The organism is Photobacterium kagoshimensis, from assembly GCF_050337045.1.
Taxonomy (GTDB): Bacteria; Pseudomonadota; Gammaproteobacteria; order Enterobacterales; family Vibrionaceae; genus Photobacterium; species Photobacterium kagoshimensis.
The window spans coordinates 44451-64186 of the sequence record NZ_JAKJSO010000013.1; the positions used below are offsets into that span (position 1 = coordinate 44451).

At 45.8% G+C, this 19736-nt stretch carries 7 protein-coding genes; 2 read left to right on the forward strand and 5 right to left on the reverse strand.

Translation table 11 applies throughout. The features are described from left to right. Positions 1–20 precede the first annotated feature (20 nt). Positions 21–2111 (reverse strand): DNA helicase IV, encoded by a 2091-nt coding sequence (gene helD / locus L4C35_RS11170; protein ID WP_428462935.1) that lies wholly within the window; start codon positions 2109–2111, stop codon positions 21–23. Between the two features lie 317 nt (positions 2112–2428). On the opposite strand from helD, the gene yccS reads away from it, so the two are divergent. Continuing rightward, positions 2429–4606, forward strand: coding sequence for a YccS family putative transporter (gene yccS / locus L4C35_RS11175; RefSeq protein ID WP_428462936.1), 2178 nt, complete (start codon positions 2429–2431; stop codon positions 4604–4606). Between the two features lie 124 nt (positions 4607–4730). Here yccS and L4C35_RS11180 read toward each other — a convergent pair whose 3' ends face one another. Then, positions 4731–13868, reverse strand: a complete 9138-nt coding sequence (locus L4C35_RS11180; RefSeq protein ID WP_428462937.1) for a retention module-containing protein — start codon at positions 13866–13868, stop codon at positions 4731–4733. Between the two features lie 327 nt (positions 13869–14195). Between L4C35_RS11180 and L4C35_RS11185 the strand changes: the two genes are divergently transcribed. Next, positions 14196–14840, forward strand: a complete 645-nt coding sequence (locus tag L4C35_RS11185) for a LysE family translocator (RefSeq protein WP_428462938.1) — start codon at positions 14196–14198, stop codon at positions 14838–14840. 114 nt (positions 14841–14954) lie between these two features. Here L4C35_RS11185 and treC read toward each other — a convergent pair whose 3' ends face one another. The 3 genes from treC to treR form a co-directional block, all read right to left on the reverse strand. Then, entirely contained in the window at positions 14955–16652 is a 1698-nt protein-coding gene (gene treC / locus L4C35_RS11190; RefSeq protein ID WP_428462939.1) for an alpha,alpha-phosphotrehalase, read from the reverse strand. 120 nt (positions 16653–16772) lie between these two features. Further along, the gene (gene treB, locus L4C35_RS11195; protein ID WP_428462940.1) at positions 16773–18203 is read right to left on the reverse strand and encodes a PTS trehalose transporter subunit IIBC; all 1431 of its coding nucleotides are present in this window, start codon (positions 18201–18203) and stop codon (positions 16773–16775) included. A 264-nt stretch (positions 18204–18467) separates the two neighbouring features. Continuing rightward, on the reverse strand, positions 18468–19412 hold the full coding sequence (gene treR / locus L4C35_RS11200; RefSeq protein ID WP_428462941.1) for a trehalose operon repressor TreR: 945 nt from the start codon (positions 19410–19412) through the stop codon (positions 18468–18470). Positions 19413–19736 lie beyond the last annotated feature (324 nt).

Sequence of the window (19736 nt, forward strand, 5' to 3'; positions counted from 1 at the left end):
TTGCTGTTTCCAGCCTAAGACTAACTCGCCTTTTTAGTACGTCTAATTTTATTGAGCACCGAATAGCTGTCATCAATCAATTCCTGCACAAATGGTGAGATTTTGTCTTGATCAGCACATACCCATACATGCTTTTTCGCGCGTGTTAATGCCACATAAAACAAACGACGCTCTTCGGCATCACTGAAGGCTTCAGTTCGCGCTTGCAAGCAGGCAGCTAATCCTGTCTCACGATCTGGTGCAGGGAAAGTCCCCTTGTTCACATCAAGAATGAACACATAATCAGCTTCACGCCCTTTACTGGCATGGCAGGTCATAAATTGAAGGTTCAACTGAGGCCATTTTTCTTGCCAACGGCTTAAGTGCTGCGGACGCTGATTATTATTACGACCAAGCAGTAACACCGAAGTTGGCTTTTCATGCTGGCTGGCAAGTTGAACCAGCTCTTGCTCAAGTAAATCTTGGCACAACAAAGTAACAGCTTTGCGTTTTTGCTTTTTGAAACTGGTCAGTGATTTAGAGACTTGCTCAGGGTTTTGCTGAATAAAAGTATTCGCGACTTCGCCTATCATGCTGTTAAAGCGATAAGTCGTTTCTAGTTGGGTAATGTGGCAATCACCAAAACGTTCTTCAAACCCCGTGGTAAGGTTCACATCGGCCCCCGCAAAACGATAGATCGCCTGCCAATCATCACCGACGGCAAACAAGGTCGCTTTACCCGCCCCTTCCGTTTCACTTTTACATAAAGCTTCAATTAACGCTAAGCGATGCGGTGAAATATCTTGATACTCATCCACCATGATGAACTTCCAAGACGGTACGAACTTACCGTCTTTGACGTATTCGGTCGCTTGCTGGATCATGGTATTAAAATCAATTTCTTTATTGGTCTTTAAATGCTGTTCATAAGCACGAAAACATGGCCACAACAACGCGAGTTCTGACTTCATTCGTGCGTGAGAAGCGGTTTTATCACTTTGATCTATGGCTTCGACTAACTCAGTTTTTTTCACGCCACCGCGCTGGCCTAATAACTCAATATGGCGCCACACCCAAGCAATAAGTTGCTCATTACTGGCTTGTTGTTCCATAGAATTATCAGATCTAAAACCAGGGATCCGCCATTGGGTCAGGTGTTTTTGCCAGCGCTTGCTTGATGCGGCATTTTGCCACTGCTCTTTAAGCATTGAAGCAATCCAGCTCGCACGCGCCTTATCATCTAACGCGAGTGGTGAAACATTGGGACGTTCACCTTCCACCGCCTGAATAATCTGTGTGCCCAAGCTGTGGAATGTCGCCACTTTAATGGCACTATTCACTTTGGTGCTCAAGCGTTCGCGCATTTCTTCCGCCGCTTTTCGCCCAAATGCCAACATCAAAATATCTTCAGGGTGAGCTTGCTGATCGGCAATTAAATAGCCAGCTCGCGCCACCAGCACACTGGTTTTGCCGGTTCCTGCTCCCGCAAGGACAAGGTTATGATCTTGATTGATTAGCACCGCTTCACGTTGAGATGGGTTTAGCGGCGAAGACTCAAATTGATCAAACCACGACGCCCATTTTTCAGATTCCGCCTCTAACCATTCACTATTGGTTTGCACTACCCAATCTTGGTTATCGCTCAGCCAAGGCGCGATTGTTTCAAGTGCATGCGGACGAAATGCCGTCGCCAATTCAGAGGTGAGTTCGGTCTCTGCAAGTTGCTCATTCAAAGACTGATGCAAAGCAAGATGTGCTGAACGACGTAAGTAGCCTTTTTGTTCCGTGAAAGATTGGATCTGCGTCATCATTTGAGGGATAGCGGCATCAAGTTTATCAACACGGTTGTGCGCCCACTGGCGGTAAGCATTCAATAAGTAATTCGCGAACACCTTACAATGACGCCACGGTAAACCATGTATGGTCCAGCAATATTGTTGATCAGCCGATGTTAATTCTAGTGAACCCCACATCACGCCACGATGAACGGCAATGGCGCCATCCCACTCATCAAAAGGAAGTACTTCGGTTGCAGTTTGGCTATCAAGAATCAGGCTATTGTCTTGCAATTCGATACTGTAAAAGTCGCCTTGTACTAACCATTGGGCAAACCAGTTGGCACTTAATCTCATCCTGTCCTCTGAAGCACTGAGTCATTACACGCTTGGCGTGATATTTCACATCCAGTATTTAATACTAGCTGTTAGGTATATAACGGAACTAGAGATTACCAAGAACTCTGACTTCGCCATAGCCTTCTGACCTAAAATTGACTAAATACCTCATCTCAACCATCAGATACTTGCATTTATCATACGATTTTTATGCTAAGGAAAAGCAAAAAGCTCCTATATTTGATATATTTGCCCTCCTTATTGCGATCAATATAATCAACGCAATGAATTGTTGTGTAACCTGTCTTCATTACGAATAAGAACTCATCAAAACCATGCAGAACAGCCGCTTCAAACAAACATTAGGCCGTTATTGGGCTAACGACCGTATCAACTACAGCATTCGCGTATTTATTGCACTCGTTGGTGTGGCGTTACCGTGCTGGTATTGGGAAGCCACCACGGCAGTTACCCCGTTAGTGCTTGGTATTATTGCATCTGCATTAGCCGAAACGGATGATAACTTACGAGGACGAATTAAAGCGCAAAGCATGACGCTGATTTGTTTCTTAGTGGCATCCTTGTCGATTGAATTACTGTTTGATACCCCTTGGCTGTTTGCAATAGGCTTATTCGTTTCAACCTTTGGTTTCATCATGCTGGGGGCGATGGGGGCACGCTACGCCAGTATTGCCTTTGCTTCGCTACTATTGGCGGTATATACCATGCTAGGCGCTGAAAACAGCCCTAACCTTTGGTATCAACCCACATTACTGATTGCAGGTGCCAGCTGGTACGGCATGTTATCGCTAACATGGCAGTTACTATGGCCAAACCAGCCCGTACAGCAAAGTCTAGCAGGCGTATTCAATGAGTTCGCCCATTACCTCGACAGTAAAAGTAAGTTATTTGAACCTGTTCTAGATATGGTTCCTCAACCGCTGCGCCTTGAAGCTGCCAGTAAAAATGCGCGCGTCGTTACCGCGCTTAATAATGCTAAATCGACCCTGTTACACCGTGCCCGTCGTGGTCAGCCGAACCAAACTGGCGATAAGTTTCTAAAAATTTATTTTCTGGCGCAAGACATTCATGAACGCGCCAGTTCATCCCATTACCGCTACCAAGATCTTGCGGCTGCTTTTCATCGCAGTGATGTGCTGTTTCGCTTTCAACGCTTGCTCAGATCACAAGCTAATGCCTGCCGTGAAATAGCGCAGGCACTGTCGATGGGTAAGCAATACCGACATGGCGCAGAGAGTGTTCGCGCCTTAGATGAACTACAGGAATCGCTTAGCTACCTAAAAGCGCAGAACAAACCGGAATGGCGGATTTTTGTTAGTCAATTGGAGTACTTGTTTAATAACCTTGCAACGGTTGAACGTCAGTTATCGAATGTGAGTAACCCTGATGTAGCTCAAACTGGCGACGATATTGAATTAGCCGATACCGAAGCGCGAAGTGTAAAAGAACTGTGGCAACGCTTTATTAGCCAGTTTACCCCTGACTCGCTGTTATTTCGTCATGCCCTTCGAATGGCGATTGCGTTAGTCGTGGGCTACGGTTGCATTCAATTTTTAGACCTTGAACGTGGTTACTGGATACTGTTAACCACCCTGTTTGTTTGTCAGCCCAACTATAGCGCGACCCGCCAGAAACTGGTCCAGCGTGTTGCTGGTACTTTAGCTGGCTTGTTAGTCGGTATTCCGCTGCTCTACTTATTCCCAGGTCAAGAAGGACAACTGGTATTAATGGTTTTGGCTGGGGTACTTTTCTTTGCTTTCCGCACTGTGCGTTACGGCTTAGCGACAACCTTTATAACACTGTTGGTTCTGTTTTGTTTCAACCAACTGGGCGAAGGGTTTGCGGTTATTCTACCGCGCTTAGGCGATACATTACTGGGCTGTTTACTGGCGGTATTAGCGGTGAGTTATATCCTGCCCGATTGGCAAGCTAACCGCCTTCATAATGTCATGTCTTCGGCTATTACAGCGAACCGCGATTACCTAGGCCAGATTATTGGCCAGTATCGAATTGGCAAAAAAGACAGTTTGCAATACCGTGTTTCTCGCCGAGATGCCCACAATACCGATGCACAGTTAAGTACAGCAATCAGTAACATGTTGGCAGAACCAGGACGCTACCGAATGGCAACCGATGAGTGTTTCCGCTTCTTAACCTTAAACCATGCCATGCTTAGCTATATCTCGGCTTTAGGGGCCCACCGTACCCGTTTAGATGAGGAATACACTCACCAGTTGGTCGCAGAAGCGCATCGTTATATTCACTCACAACTCGATTGTTTATCCACTCAACTGGCTGGGAATGTCTGCGCTACGGCACCTGATGGCGATAACGAGTTAGAGCAACGTTTATCACAATGGCGTGATGAAGACTGCACCTCAGCACGCATGGTATTGCAGCAGTTACATTTGATTCACCGCATGCTGCCAGAGCTGCATTCTCTGGCAAATAAATTAGCGGCGCGTACAACGAATACTAATCTGGGCAAGTAGCCGTTCAGACTACTTGCATAGAACAAAGCCGCTAAAACACCCTGTGTATTAGCGGCTAAATTTGATGCGAATTAAAGACCTAAATGAATAGAAGGGTAAATAGTTTTGCTTAAGCTACCTTGCCTTAATCAAGCTTAAATGCCTGTTGATTAAATAGCTGAGTAATGATGTCTTCACTTGCGGCTCCGCTTGCAAGCCCTAAGTCGGCTAGACCTACACTCGATAAGTTAATCACCTGCGTACCACCACCACTGGTATTCACATCCAGACTGAGTGCGCTGTTATCGCCACTGGCAGTAATGCTTGCCAGTAGATCATCTAAGCCGAGTCCATCGCTATTTTGATCATCCAAGATCTGGCTGATATCAAGCTGATCGCTATTTAATTCAAAGTCTGTGACTTCATCGGTATGCGCGGCAATATCTTCGCTGCGCCACAAGAATAAATCATCACCGCTGCCACCCGTTAAAATATCATCGCCCAAGCCACCAATCAGGATATCGTTACCACCAGCAGCCTCTAAAATATCGCTACCACTACCTCCCGTTAGCGTTTCAGGATCATCACCGCCTATCACCAAATTTCCGTCAGGTAACGCTGTCGCCCCTACCGCTAAATCATCACTGGCTTCCACCGTAATATTGAGAGCAATCGTATTCACCGATACTTCAGTCTCTCCAGCAACAGTTGATTGTGCTTGTACTGACAGTGCTGTTGACCCAGCACTGAGGCCACTGATATGCAAATCTGTCAGCTCTGCAGGTGTTAAGCGTGTACTGTTCGCATCAATTGTTGTTCCAAGTGGATCACCACTGCTATCCACCAGCACACCGCCATTTAAGCCACTCACCACAATAGTGAGTTCATCAGGAACAGGATTCGCCACGGCGGCCATTAAGCCAAGCAGGGGGATCAAGGTGGCAGTCGCTGCGGTTATCGTTGCTGTTTGTGGGCGAGTTAATGTGAGTGTCGGAATATCGGGTTTAGGTTGGACGGTAATATCAACCGTTTTGGTATCTGTCAGCGGTCCAGGTGTGCCTGTATTACCGTTATCGTTGGTGAATACCGTCAGCGTGTCATTGCCATGAAAATCTTGATTACCTTGATAGCTTAAGCCCACAGCAAGCGCAGTATTAATGGCATCAATTTGCCCTGTAATCTGCAGTGATCCCGTTCCCTGCCCTATGACAATAATGTCTGTGGTATCAAGTAAGGTGAGAACGCCATTATTCACATTCAATGCCACGGTTATGTCACCATTATTCTCGCGTGCGTCCACATCGGTGATAACAATGTTTGAGATGGTTAATGGGATATCTTCATCCGCCGACAATGGCCCTGTGGGTACGACATTAATGGGGGCATCATTTTCAGCCGTCACATTCAGGGTTAGAGTTTGATTGGTTGCCAGGCTATCTTCCGCTGCAACGCCGTTATCAACGCCGCGAATATTAACCGCTAGTACTATCTCTCCGTTGGCATTCACTGGATTAAACACCAAGCTATCGAGCTGGGTCGACGCAATTTCAAACTGCCACACACCACCGCCAAGGTTGACCGCAGTTCCGTTGGGCGGCACGTCAAAGGTACTGGAATCAGGCACATTCGATATGGTCACCAAGAGCGACTCTGGAGGGTTCTCTGTGACATTACTGACGGGTGGATTGACGCTGTCTTGCTTGTCTCGCGCTTCTACATTGAGCTCAAGGGTAATGCTGGCGCTCTCTGTTCCTTGATAAACAGTGGTGATGTCGCTATCGACCCGATCCCCAACCGGCGTCACTGTCACATTCACGGTTGTACTTTTCTCGGCAACCTCACTTAATAAGTCTTCTTTGGTAAAAACCGTGATCCCAAGTTCGACATCACCACTAAAATCTTTCGGCGGGATCAGGTTAATCCCCGATAAATCAAAGCGAGTACTATTGGCGGGAACCGTTACTTTCCATTCACCACCGCCTAAATTACGGGCTGGAGAGCCAATCAGGAAGCCATCAGGTACATTGGTTATGAGCACAGACACCATAGATTCAGAGCCATCAATATCATCAAGCTGAAACGCCACTGCGCCCAAGGATATGCCACCGACTTGTTCTTCTTCACCGACGATGACTTGCTCTGTACCACTGAATTGAACGTCGTCATTCACAGGGATCACATCAAACTGAGTATTGGTTATGACATTGCCCGAATCAGCGGCTGTTGCTGGCGTTGTTAAGTCATAAGCCACATTATCAATGACGACAGCATCGACAGCGACACTGACAGGGCCGCTGTAATCTTCAAAGGGTTGAAATTGAATGGCATTCAACTCACTGCTACCGACAGTTATCGATTGGGTCGGGGTAACACTGCCATCAGGATTGGTCACCAAAAATGCCCCGAGGGCGGCATCCACCGACAGTGTCGCTTGCTCAACGCTTTCTAAGCCTTCATCTAAACTGGTGCTTATATCCGCCAAGGTGGCCGCTAATGCTAGCGTGATAATGCCATCTTCATAAGCGCCGTCCGTTAAGATAACTTCAGGGTTGCCCGTCTCACTAATCGGTTGTTTATCTGCATCTAGCCCTGCCGTTTGCACTACATTAATATCAAAGTCAGGGTTACCTTCATTCGGCACATCCACAATGGGGGCAACACGTACCTGCAACGTCAGGTTCTCAGTATTCACGTCCCCGCTTGTGATATCGGTAGTCACCAAGCGCACAGGAAAATCAAAATCACCGGCAAAATCTTCCGCTAAATTCAATGTCATGCTGGTTAATATGACTGCGCCAGTTGTTGGATCAACTGGCACCTGAATAACGTACTCACCATTAACAAAATCAAATTCAGTACCGCCAATAGTGACACCACTTGGGAGATCACTGGCTTGAATAACCAATGAAAAAACATCATTTGTTTGATTACCATCAAGGGCTACTGACACAATATTGCCGAGCTGAACACCCAGATCAATGGTGCGATCTTCATCCCCTGTGATCACGACATTGTTGACTACAATTGTGCCCGCTTGATTAGTATTGACCGAGGTATTTGGTGAGAAATCTAAAGTAAGCACATCATCAAAGCGGACCCGTGAGCTGATATCACCTTCTGGAATGCCTGTTGCTGCGTTACTGTCCCCTTGGTCTTGCACTTGCGCACTAATGGTTAAATCAAATGTGCCGATGTAGCCACTCGGGGCAACAATCTGAATGTTATTAAGCTGGCTTTCTGGCACAACCCAGTTCCCTTCCCCATCATGGAAACCACCCACCACCACAAAACCTTCTGGTAACGGGTCACCATTACTGTCCGTTGCGGGGAAGCTGATCACCACTTTACGCACAATTTCATCACTTGAATCTTGCGGTGTCGGCGCATCATCTTCAACAAAGTTGAGCTGACCTTGCGAGTTCGTACCGTTACTTAAATCAATGACACCTTGCGTACTACTTTGCAAATTGCTGACCGCCGCACCTGTACTATCTTCAACTTGCAATACCCCATCAGGCTCAACAACCGCGCGAATATCAACCACTAAACTGCCGACGATCTCTTTGGTGGCTGTCGGCTCACCATCAGGATCACTTTGCTCTATGGTTAAACGGGTGGTGAGCGTTAAGTCACGATCTGAATCTTGCGGTGCTTGCAGCTGTAATTGGCTGCCTGATTGCAAGGCACTGATTTGAGCTGCTGTCAGCACTATCGCCCCACCCACTTGTGGTGTTAATACTGTCCCATCAATCAACAAGTTGTAATCACTCGGGATGGCATCAATACTAAAACCAGCAATCTGTTCCTGATTATCAATAAAGCCTTCATCCGCTGTTGGCTGCCAATCAATATTGATGGTGGTATCTTCTAATGCACCGTTTGAGGTGGTTTTGGTAAAATCCACGGCATCTATCACTGGTGCAATATTGATTTTAATGGTGCCTTCAGAGGTTAACTGATCGCCATCATCTTCTGTTGTCACCAAGGTCGCTTTGAGTTCGATATCGGTCGTGCTGTGCAATGGTGGAACAACACTGATACTTTGCAGTGACGATAAATTCACCTCATACATAGGGTTACCGCTGGCATCATTACCGACAAAGGTCAGTGTCTGAGGGTTACCCGCGGCATCAAAAATCTGCACGCCTGCTGGAATATTCGAAATAACGAAAGTTAAGGTTTCCGAATTATCACTCGGTTGTTTTAACGCGTCTTCACCCGAGACAATATCGAAATTCAGTGTTGCGGTACCATCTTCTAAAATTAAGGTTTCGACCCCTAGCTCTGTGGGTAACTTCTGCCAATCACCCGGGTCGAGGCTACCATCAGGGTCATCAGCCACCACAAAATCAGGCACATCGGCAACGCCTGTTAACGCTACTTCGAGTTGCGTGGCTGGGGTAATAAACACATCCTGCACGGTTTGGATATTACCCGCAGCATCCGTAATCACCGCGGTATCAACAACTTTACCTTCAATGGTCAATTCAAAATCAAGGTTACTTTCTGGTGTCGGTTGAAAAGTCAGTAAGCTTAGCTGATCAATCGGGACTTCATATTTACCGTCGGCATTTGGAGCTTGTTCTACATTATCGATAAATACCTTACTGGCAACAGGTAAACCCGATACCAGAATAAATCGCGTTTCCGACCCATCGGTGTCATCGGTTTCGGATAAGGTGATGAAATTGCCCAGCGCAATACGAACATCTTCATCAGATTCTATTCGTGTCACTTTAAGCACTGCGCTGTCCGCGACAGGTAATACATTCACCACTAATTCAATCGCCACTGAATCCGCATTTTGTACATCGAACACGGCAAGCTCTTCACTCTGTGCGACAGCAGTTAATCGAATATCACCACTGTAATTATCATTTGGGTTAACCTGCACCGAACCAATATTCGCGGCGGCAATCCGCCACTGATTGAGGCCCGTACTGACGAGCCCGCTCCCTACTAAGGTGCCATTGATGACACCGTTCGCATCGGGCTGAATTTCTACGATATAAAAGAGCGCTTCTGAGCCATCGGTATCATTTAAATCCGCGGTTAATTGCAGCGCGATATTGGCCTCATCCTCACGCCCTGTGTAGTGGAGCTCGGTTTGATCAAAATCCCATGTAGGAATATCCGCTAAACCTAACACAGTAACAGTAAAGGTCGCGGGAATAGGCGGATGCGGCACATCGTCAGTATCGACCGTCACTTGAACCGCAAAATTTAAATCACCATTAATGGTCGAGAAGTCAGCCGTGGGTAGAAAGCTGACATTGTTCATGTCATAAACTATGCCATCACTCGTGGTAAATGCGGACACGGGTACAATATAAAACTGACCGTCAGGTGTTTTATCTAACTTCACACCATCATGATAAAAATCACCATTTTCAGTCGTAGGCACTTGAATTAACACTTCACCAATGCGCTCACCACGATCCGCATCCCCTATACTGACCTGCATAAATACAGGTGTTCCAGCAGGTGGTTCGATAATTGTTTCATCAGGATCTGGTATACGACCAACATCTTCAAATGTTTGCAGTGGATCGATTTCAATAATCACAATGGGTGACTGATCGGCGATATTTAACGTAATGGTGCTTAATGCAATATCCCCATCACCATCCGTCACTTTGTAAGGAATTTGATGCGTTAAGGTGGCGCTATCATGGTCAATATTGGGTTCAACAATAAATTCAACCCGACCATTTTCACGAATGCGAAGCTCCCCCAGTAAAACCCCGCGATCATCATGAATCGGGATGGTATTAAAGCCTGTCCCTGTGAGGAAGATTTCTTGGCCTTGGTCAAAAACAGACGTTACGCTTGCATCATCAGCCCCTTCACGAGCAGCAGGTAGCAAGTTAACCCGATTAGTAGCGCCAGCCCCTTCAGTCATCGAAAAGCTAATATCACGACCGTTGGCGACATCATCGGTTACCACCACTGCAAGGTTTACAACCTCACTTAAATCACCGTCTTGGTCTTGCGCTTGAATAGGTAATTGTACAACCAAAGTATCAGCACCTTGAACGCTATGATCCAATGCGCCCAGTAAAGTAAATGTATAGTTTCCCGTCGGTTGCAAAACATACTCAAAGACAACTTTATCCGCACCACCTTGGCCGGCGCCAGCCACCACACCTTGATATATGCCGCTACCTGCGTCTTGCAGTTCAACCAAGGTGCCATCACTGGTCAGGGTGGGATTTCGTTGATTAAAAGAGGTAGTGTTGATTGTAAATGTCACCACTTCATCGCTACCAGTCACTGCACTAAAAAGTGAAGTATCAATATTGCCAGTTCCCGACGGATTCGACCCTTGGTGATTATCCGCATTACCATCAATATCACTTTCCAACACTGCAGCAGGCGCTGGAGAATTAATAACAGGGTTATCGCCATCACGCAGCACCAGTTCTACCAAAGCGGTGGTGGTTAAGTCATCCCCATCGGTATCTTGCATTTGAAGCGGCAGGTTTATTACTATTTGCTCGCCACTGACTTGCACTAAGCCTTGGCTATTACCATTGATGTTATGATCCAAAGGCGCATTTTGCGTCATTGTCAGGCTGACTCTGACATCCTCAGCGCCAGCATTCACGCCAGCATTCACGCCTGCACTGGCACCTGTTACATTGACGGCACTAAAGGTAATGACAAGCAGCGTTTGCCCAGCTAACTCCCCAATTAAGGTGTTGGTTGTAGCATCAAAACTGTAACTCAGCGCTTGCCCCGCAGATAAGACATCCGCGGTTAACTCAGCAATTAAGGCTGCAAGTTGCGTAGGGTCTATCGTAATACTGCTTGGGTCTAACCGATCAACGCCTGCTGCAAAAGTAAAACTTGCAGTATCAGTGGCTGGATAGCCACCCGCTTGTCCAGTGGGAATGGATAAACTACCTTCTCGCAAATCCGCGCTATCTTGGGTGGTAAAGGCGCCGCTGGGATCAAGGCCGTCATTAATGGTAATTAGCAGCTCACCATTTGGCGCGGTGACATCGTTATCGCTATCTTGCCCAGTCACCCCGAGTACAAGCTCAATGGTATCTTCAGCATTGATTTGGTCTAGCGCTTGGCTTTGCACCAAGGTGTAGCTGCCATCAGTTGCTAATGTCACTGTCAACACAGTTTGACTCGGGTCTGAAGCCAAAAATACCGTCAACACATTCGCGCTGACGCTAAAATCAGTCGCAAAACCATGGCTTGTGAGGTTTTCAACACTCGGTTGCGATGATAAAAATGAGACCGACTGCATCACATCACTGCCCAGATTTATCTCAATTTGACCATCATCAATCGTTCCAACTTCAGTTATTGCACTGCCTTGGTCTTCAACAAAAGCAGGGGCTTCACCATCCGTCGAAGCAACGGTCAATACTGCCGGCTGCCCCAGAAAATCACCATCACTGTTTTGCGCTTGAAGCGGTATTTTAAATTCGAGTTGTTGGTCGGTAACTGTGAGTAATGTCTGCGACTGGCTCAGGTGATCCAATGGCAACCGTTGGACCATCGTATTGGATATCAGAATATTCTGACCATCTTGGGTGGGAGTCATAACCACACTCAGCACTTCTTCGCCCGAAGCTAATCGTCCCGTCAGCGTTATTTCCCCTGTCGCCGCTTGGCTAGTACTAAAGGTGATGGCTTGTCGGCTGCTCGTCAGTGAATTGAGTTCTTGTATCAGTGTTTGTTCAAACGCAGGGTCCAAAATCAGTGACTCGGGCACCATGCGATCAACCCCTGCTTTAATCACAAAACTGTCACTGTTTGAAACAGGGTATTGTTCTACCGTCACCGTACTATCAAGATCACCCTCAACGACTTGGATCCGTCCTTTATTCCCGCCATCAGGGTCTGCACCATCGAGAATTTTAATATTCACATTCTCAATATTACTGGTATCACCATCTTTATCTGTCACCGTCACACCAAGGGCTAATAGTGTCACATCGGTGATAGGATCTTGGTCAAACGGTTGCGACAAGGTCACGCTATAAGCCCCTGTCGTGGTGATGACAATTTGTAAAACCTCAATATTAGGATCGTCGGCCCGTGTCACTAAAATAGTATCGCCAACCACTGAGAATTGAGTGGCAAAACCATTACTGGTTAACCCAACTAGGGTCGGCTGATCTGCTGCAAAATCGACCCTTTCAATAAAGTCACTCCCGACATCAAGGGGAACCTGACCATTGATTGTTTGCGGTTCATTTTGCTCTTGTAATTCAACCCCAGGATCAGTGGCTAACGCAGGAAACTCACCATCATTCAGCACGGCATTCATAGTGACAGGCGCCAGCATAGCATTGCCACCACCATCAAAGGCCTGAATGGAAAATGGAACACTTAGCCGCTCACCATCTATAGTCACTAGACCATTAGTCGTCGTGATGTGATCTATGGGTAAACGCTGTTCAACCGTTAAGGTAACCGCTAAATCAGTACCTGAGGTTTGGCCGCTTAAACCAAAAACCACCACTACACCATCAGAGCTTGTTCCAACGATTTCATTATCAGCTAGATTGTAAACAAAGCTGACACTTTGACCGTTCGCAGTGACCGTTTGAGATAATGCACTAATAATTTGAGCCACCGAGGCAGCTTCAAACACCACACTGCTTGCTTCCAAGGGCAAAGACCCAGATTGGATGAGAATGCTCTGTTGTGCATCGACAGGATAAGTTAAAGGCTGTAAATCCCCTTCCGCCAGAACAATAGAAACCGATTGACCACCAGCTGCTAATATAAACGGTTTTTCGTCATCGTCATCTTGATTAGAAAAGCGCTGAAAAGCGGTGTCATACCCCGCCATGGCCAAGGTTGAAAGATAGTTATAATCAATGGCAACAAAACCATCATTGGCCGAACCATCATCGTTACCAGCAGCGGGAGCGTCTAGCGTTGCCGTTGGATCTTGCCCTGCTAAAATAGCGGCTTGGATCGCTGCAATATCAATACCTTGTTCGTCATCTGGAGAAGTAAGCGCTAGCGATGGCGATTGGGAAACCGCCTGGGTATTCTGTTGAATCAAAGGATTGGTTGAGGTGTCCGCTGTTGAAGTTGGAGATAAACACGCTGCACAATTGGCATCAACAGCCACCAAATCACCATTGATAAACACCAATACTTGAGCTCCGTCAGCCGTCACTATGACTTGACCTGCTTTTAACACCATGCCCGCTTCAATCGGTATAGCTTGATCATTCGCTATAAGTAAAAATGCCGTCCCCTCGACACTTTCAACAACGGCAGCTTGCCCCACCTCAACTTGATGCATCGCTTCGCCCTCGCAGCATTCCTATAGATAAGTAACCACCTATAACTACTAAGTATGTACGAGTATTTGAATTTATCTTAAAACAGATATGAGAATCATAAATAAGATCAGCTGCACCAGAATCGAACAAAACAGATCGACTCAGCCATCTGTGCTTTAATCGGCTACATATTCGCAACTATAATTACATTTGTTATCTACTATTAATAACAATAGATATAGGCATAACATCTGAATTTTGATCTCTTCGCGACTTTAATTATCTAGCAAATAGTATAGAATCCAGCCCTTCCTTCTGATTTCATACAACAGTAACGTACCAACACCATGATTGATTTTTCTATACTGCCTGTTTATTTAACCGTAGTGGTCGCTTTATTGCTGATCCCTGGCCCTGATATGTTACTGATTGCGAGCTCGAGCCTAAGCTACGGGCGTAAAGTGGGGGTATTTGCCAGTTTAGGTAATGCAACCTCTGGTGTAATACTCACGTTATTGGCTGCTATGGGCGTTTCAGCTCTAATTGCGATGAATCCAATTGCACTTGAAGTACTTCGTGTGATGGGTGGCGCTTATTTATTAAAGATGGGCTGGGATTGCATGCGCACCACGCCATCAGATGCACCTGAGCTAGAAGCGCAATCAGGCATTGCCAAAACCTTATATCGCCGTGCGGTGATCAGTAATTTACTGAACCCTAAAGCGCTTATTTTCTTTGTGCTATTTTTGCCTCAATTTGTATCGACCCAATCAACAGCCTCGTCGGGTGAACAAATGTTGGTGTTAGGTTTACTCCTAAACGTACTGGGCTTGCTGTTTAACTTATTCTTAGTCACCACAGTAGGAAGCCTAGGCAAAATATTATTGAAGAATGAAAAATTCCGCACTAATCAGCACAAACTCATGGGGTTGATCTTTTTTGTATTAGCCATTTGGTTGTTGGCCTCACAAGTGCCGACACCAACACTGTAACGAATAATACAAAAACGAAAGGCTTCCGCTAATTGGGAAGCCTTTTTTACATCTACTCAGAAGAGCGAATGACTAATACACTCGTGCGAGTTAGGGGGACTCTATCTACGCGAGCTACGCTGTATGTTTAATGCAAACAACACGACACTCATAAGGACGAAGGGTCAGCTTTTGTTCTGGCTTCTGAGTGCATTCAGATTCAACTAAATCCGTGTAGTTACCTAAGAGATACATCCCTTCCGCCATATTAATTTCAGCCGGTATTTCGCACTCTACCGATTCACCATAGTAGTTATTGATACACACCAAGGTTTGGCTTGCTGACTGGCGTTTATAGCAAAACAGCTGCGCATGCTCAGGCATCAAATCGGTATAGTCACCCGTGGTGATCACATCAACCTCTTTACGCAATGCGATCAACTTACGGTAATAATGAAAGACCGAGTCAGGTTCTGCGACCGCTTGCTCTGCGTTCAAATTTGGGTAATTACTGGCAACCTCAAGCCAAGGCGTACCTTGGGTAAACCCTGCGTGCGCACTGGCATCCCATTGCATCGGGGTACGTGAGTTATCACGGGATTTTTGCGCCAAAATTGCCAGCATATCCGCTTCACTAACACCCTGCTCATTCACCATGATGTTATACATATTGGTACTTTCAACATCACGATACTGATCAATCGAAGCGTACTTAGGATTGGTCATCCCAATTTCTTCCCCTTGATACACATACGGTGTGCCTTGCATCATGTGGATCGAGGTGGCTAACATCTTGGCGGACAGCTCGCGGTATTGCTCATCATTGCCTAGGCGGCTCACGACGCGTGGCTGATCATGATTACACCAAAACAATGCGCCCCAGCCCTTACCATGCAAACCTTGTTGCCAATGATTAAAAATCGATTTTAACTGTAAGAAATCAAATGGCGCTTTGGTCCATTTTTCACCGTTTTGATAATCCGCTTTGAGATGGTGGAAATTAAACACCATCGACAGCTCTTTACCATTGTGTGCAGAGTATTGTTGGCAATGCTCTAACGTAGTCGAAGACATTTCACCCACAGTCACTGAGCCGTATTTCTGAAACACAGCTTCACTGATTTCTTGTAGGTATTCGTGCACACGCGGGCCATCGGTATAGAAACGTCGCCCATCACCTATGTCATCATTGACAAAATCTTGCTGCTTAGAAATCAGGTTAATCACATCTAATCGGAAGCCATCGACGCCCTTTTCGGCCCAAAAACTAATAACGTCTTTCACTTCTTGGCGAACTTTTGGGTTTTCCCAATTCAAATCGGCTTGCTCTTTCGCAAACAGGTGTAAATAGTATTGGCCTGTTTGCTCATCGAGTGCCCATGCATTACCACCAAACTTTGATTGCCAATTGGTTGGCTCTGCACCCTCAACAGGATCGCGCCAGATGTAATAATCACGGTATGGACTGTTCTTATCACCCAATGCTGATTTGAACCACGCATGCTCAGTTGACGTATGGTTAACCACAATATCCATGATAATGCGGATACCACGCTGATGCGCTTGGCTTAGCAACTCATTAAAGTCAGCCATGGTGCCAAAGTCTGGGTTAATGCGGTAATAATCGGCAATATCATAGCCGTTATCAACCATAGGTGATTCATACACAGGCGTTAACCAAATCGCATCAACACCAAGTGTTTTTATGTAATCAAGTTTAGAAATAATCCCGTTGATATCGCCAGTACCCTTTGCCCCACTGTCACAAAAGCTTTTTGGGTAAATTTGATAAATAGTTGCGGTGCGCCACCATTCATATTGCTCTGTCATCATGATTACTTGCTCACGTAAATCGTCATATTGCTAAAGGCTGCACCTTTCATCGATACTTTCATTGAAAAAGGCGCAGCTTAATGTGGAATCTTGCTGATTCGTACTGAATTGCTGTTACCGCTAAGCGGGTTGAGGTGAAGACTCGATTTCCCCTTTCGCTTGTGCGCGTTTATATAGCACCAGCGTAAGGACAATGGGGACGACCGTCGCAACAAGCATGGCGATAGCGAATGTCATCCAGTATTGCGGTTGGATAGAAAGAATCCCCGGAAGGCCACCTACGCCAATACCATTTGCCATCACCCCCGCACTACCACAAATTGCCGCCGCTAACGCTGAGCCAATCATGGCGCTCAGCATTGGGAATTTGTATTTCAGGTTAATACCGTACATGGCAGGTTCAGTCACACCGAGATAAGCAGAAATAGCGGCTGGTACTGAAATTTCACGTTCGTTGTGCTTTTTACTAATCCAAATAATACCGACAACCGCAGAAGCTTGAGCGATATTCGACAAGGCGATAAGCGGCCAAATTGGTGTGCCTCCCATGTCTTGCATTAATTGCAGATCCACGGCATTGGTGGTGTGGTGAATACCTGTGATCACTAACGGCGCATATAAGAAGCCAAAAATCATTGAGCCAATCACTGCAAAGTCACCTGTCATCGCCGCTTTCGCCGCCACACCAACCGCGTCACCTAACATGCGACCAAATGGGCCAATAAAGGCATGCGCCAAAATCACAGCAATAATGATAGAGACAAACGGCACTATCACTAGGTACAAATAAGAAGGAATAATCCGTTTGAGGTTGGTTTCAATCAGAGCAAGCGCTATACCCGCTAGCATGGCTGGAATAACCTGCGCTTGGTAACCCACTTTTTCGATAACAAACAAACCAAAGTCCCATACCTCGGGCACTTCTTTACCGATCAAATAGGCGTTCATCAACTGAGGCGACACCAGCGTCACCCCCAGCACTATCCCTAGAATTGGCGTACCACCGAGTTTTTTCACGGTAGACCAACACACGCCGACAGGTAGGAAGAAGAAAATGGCTTCACCGATCAGCCATAAGAATGAGTGTACTGTCGCCCAAAACTGACTGATTTCAGTTAAGGTTTGGCCATCGAACATTTTAATGTCGCCGATGACATTGCGAAAACCGAGGATCAAACCACCCGTAATAATCGCAGGCAGTAATGGCACAAAAATCTCAGCTAAATGAGAAATGCTACGCTCTAGCAAACTCATGTTCTGACGGGCTGCGACTTTGGCTTCGTCTTTACTCACGCCCGCTTGGCCTATCATTTCGTTCAGTAGCTTATAAACGTCATCAACCTCTGTACCTATCACGACCTGAAATTGACCTGCATTGGTAAAGCAACCTTTCACCATTGGAATGCCTTCAATGGCTTTTACATCTGCCTTGTCGTTATCTTGCAATACAAAACGCAAACGCGTTAAGCAATGGCTAACACCTGCGATATTTTCGCTTCCGCCAATATGTTTGATAAGTTGCTCAATATGCTGCCTGTCTATCTTACTCATATCGATATCCGTTCATTCTATGGGGCGTCGAGTGCCCGTATTTAAGCCTAAAGTTTCACTACGACTATTATTGTTATGCTTTGATTTAAGCCGTTACACCACCGTTGTACTACCCTTACCCAACATCGATGGGAACATTCCCAAATCAAGCTGCGATAATAATGGCAAACCTGACTTAAAATTGAAATGGGAACATTCCCAAACCATGAGAAGGCTCACAGTACGAGCACGGATTAACTATGGCTGATAAATAGTAGACAAGCGTTACAAATGCGCTTCTTGAGTCAAATGGGTAATAGAATGCTCACCTGAAAGTTGTTTAATCAACAAGTTAGCAGATGACTTGCCAGCATTAAAATAGCCAGGATCAATTGAGAAGGTATTGGGGAAAATAAATGACAATAGTTCGTTAGTACCGACCCCTGACACCATCACATCGCTACGGTTACGTTCCTGTAACCGCTTAGCAACGCCTAACGCTAAGGTATCACTGGCACAAACAATAGCATCGGTGTCATCGGTAAGAATCGAATCGGTAAGTTGGTAGCCACTTTCATGACTAAGCTGACCATGGCAATAATTAGGGATTAACTGACAGGCTTTACAGTAATTAATGTAAGCATTTAAGCGCATTAACCCCGTGGTTTTATCACAGGGATCCACGCCAACAAAACCTATATGTTGCTTACCAAGTTGCTGGAGTTTCGCCATCGCCAACTCGATCACACCCACATTGTCATAACCAACGGACGAAACCGCATCGGTATCGACCGCAATAACAACCGCCTTATGTTGCCATGCTTCAATCGCTTGGACATCAAAACCTGTAAACCCAAATACGATCACCCCATCAACATTACGCTTCTTTAATACATCGAGGTGTTCGTTTGTTTTCTGAATACTAAACTGACTTTCCATAATAACGGCATCATAACCAGCGGCATAGATAACGTCTAAAATCCCGCTCACTGCTTTATTTTCCGATGGCGAGTCTAATCGCGATAAAATAACACCCACCACTTTTGCACTACCACCACGCATTGCCTGAGCAGATTTAGACGGTACAAAACCTGAATCACGAATCACTTTCTCGACATTAATACGGGTACTTTCTTTCACTTTAGGATCATTGGTCAACACACGAGACACGGTCGATTTACCGACGCCCGCTAATTTCGCAATATCAAGAATGGTGAGTTTTTTAGTCATAGGTATGTTCAGGCTTAAACGTATCGCTACATTGTCGTTACCACGCTAATTTTTTCAACCGATTTCAGTCTCTTTTGTTAAATTCAATAAAAAGAACCCGTATTAGCGCGAAGATCGAAGCAAATAGATAAATTTACATTATGAGGACATGCCATTGAAACTTTGGATTTACACTCAGGTCTAAGTAAAAGGCAGAATTAAATTGCTTAATTTACACAGCAATTGCTTGAATTTTGGTTAATGAAACACCATATCTTACTCAGCGATATTAAATACATTATTGCCTTTAAGATGTTTTTTTTGAGCAACCATGATTTAAATCTG

Excerpts from the sequence above, each read along its gene's own strand:
- helD (WP_428462935.1), bottom strand. The coding sequence starts at position 2,111 with ATGAGATTAAGTGCCAACTGGTTTGCCCAATGGTTAGTACAAGGCGAC.
- yccS (WP_428462936.1), top strand. The coding sequence starts at position 2,429 with ATGCAGAACAGCCGCTTCAAACAAACATTAGGCCGTTATTGGGCTAAC.
- L4C35_RS11180 (WP_428462937.1), bottom strand. The coding sequence starts at position 13,868 with ATGCATCAAGTTGAGGTGGGGCAAGCTGCCGTTGTTGAAAGTGTCGAG.
- L4C35_RS11185 (WP_428462938.1), top strand. The coding sequence starts at position 14,196 with ATGATTGATTTTTCTATACTGCCTGTTTATTTAACCGTAGTGGTCGCT.
- treC (WP_428462939.1), bottom strand. The coding sequence starts at position 16,652 with ATGATGACAGAGCAATATGAATGGTGGCGCACCGCAACTATTTATCAA.
- treB (WP_428462940.1), bottom strand. The coding sequence starts at position 18,203 with ATGAGTAAGATAGACAGGCAGCATATTGAGCAACTTATCAAACATATT.
- treR (WP_428462941.1), bottom strand. The coding sequence starts at position 19,412 with ATGACTAAAAAACTCACCATTCTTGATATTGCGAAATTAGCGGGCGTC.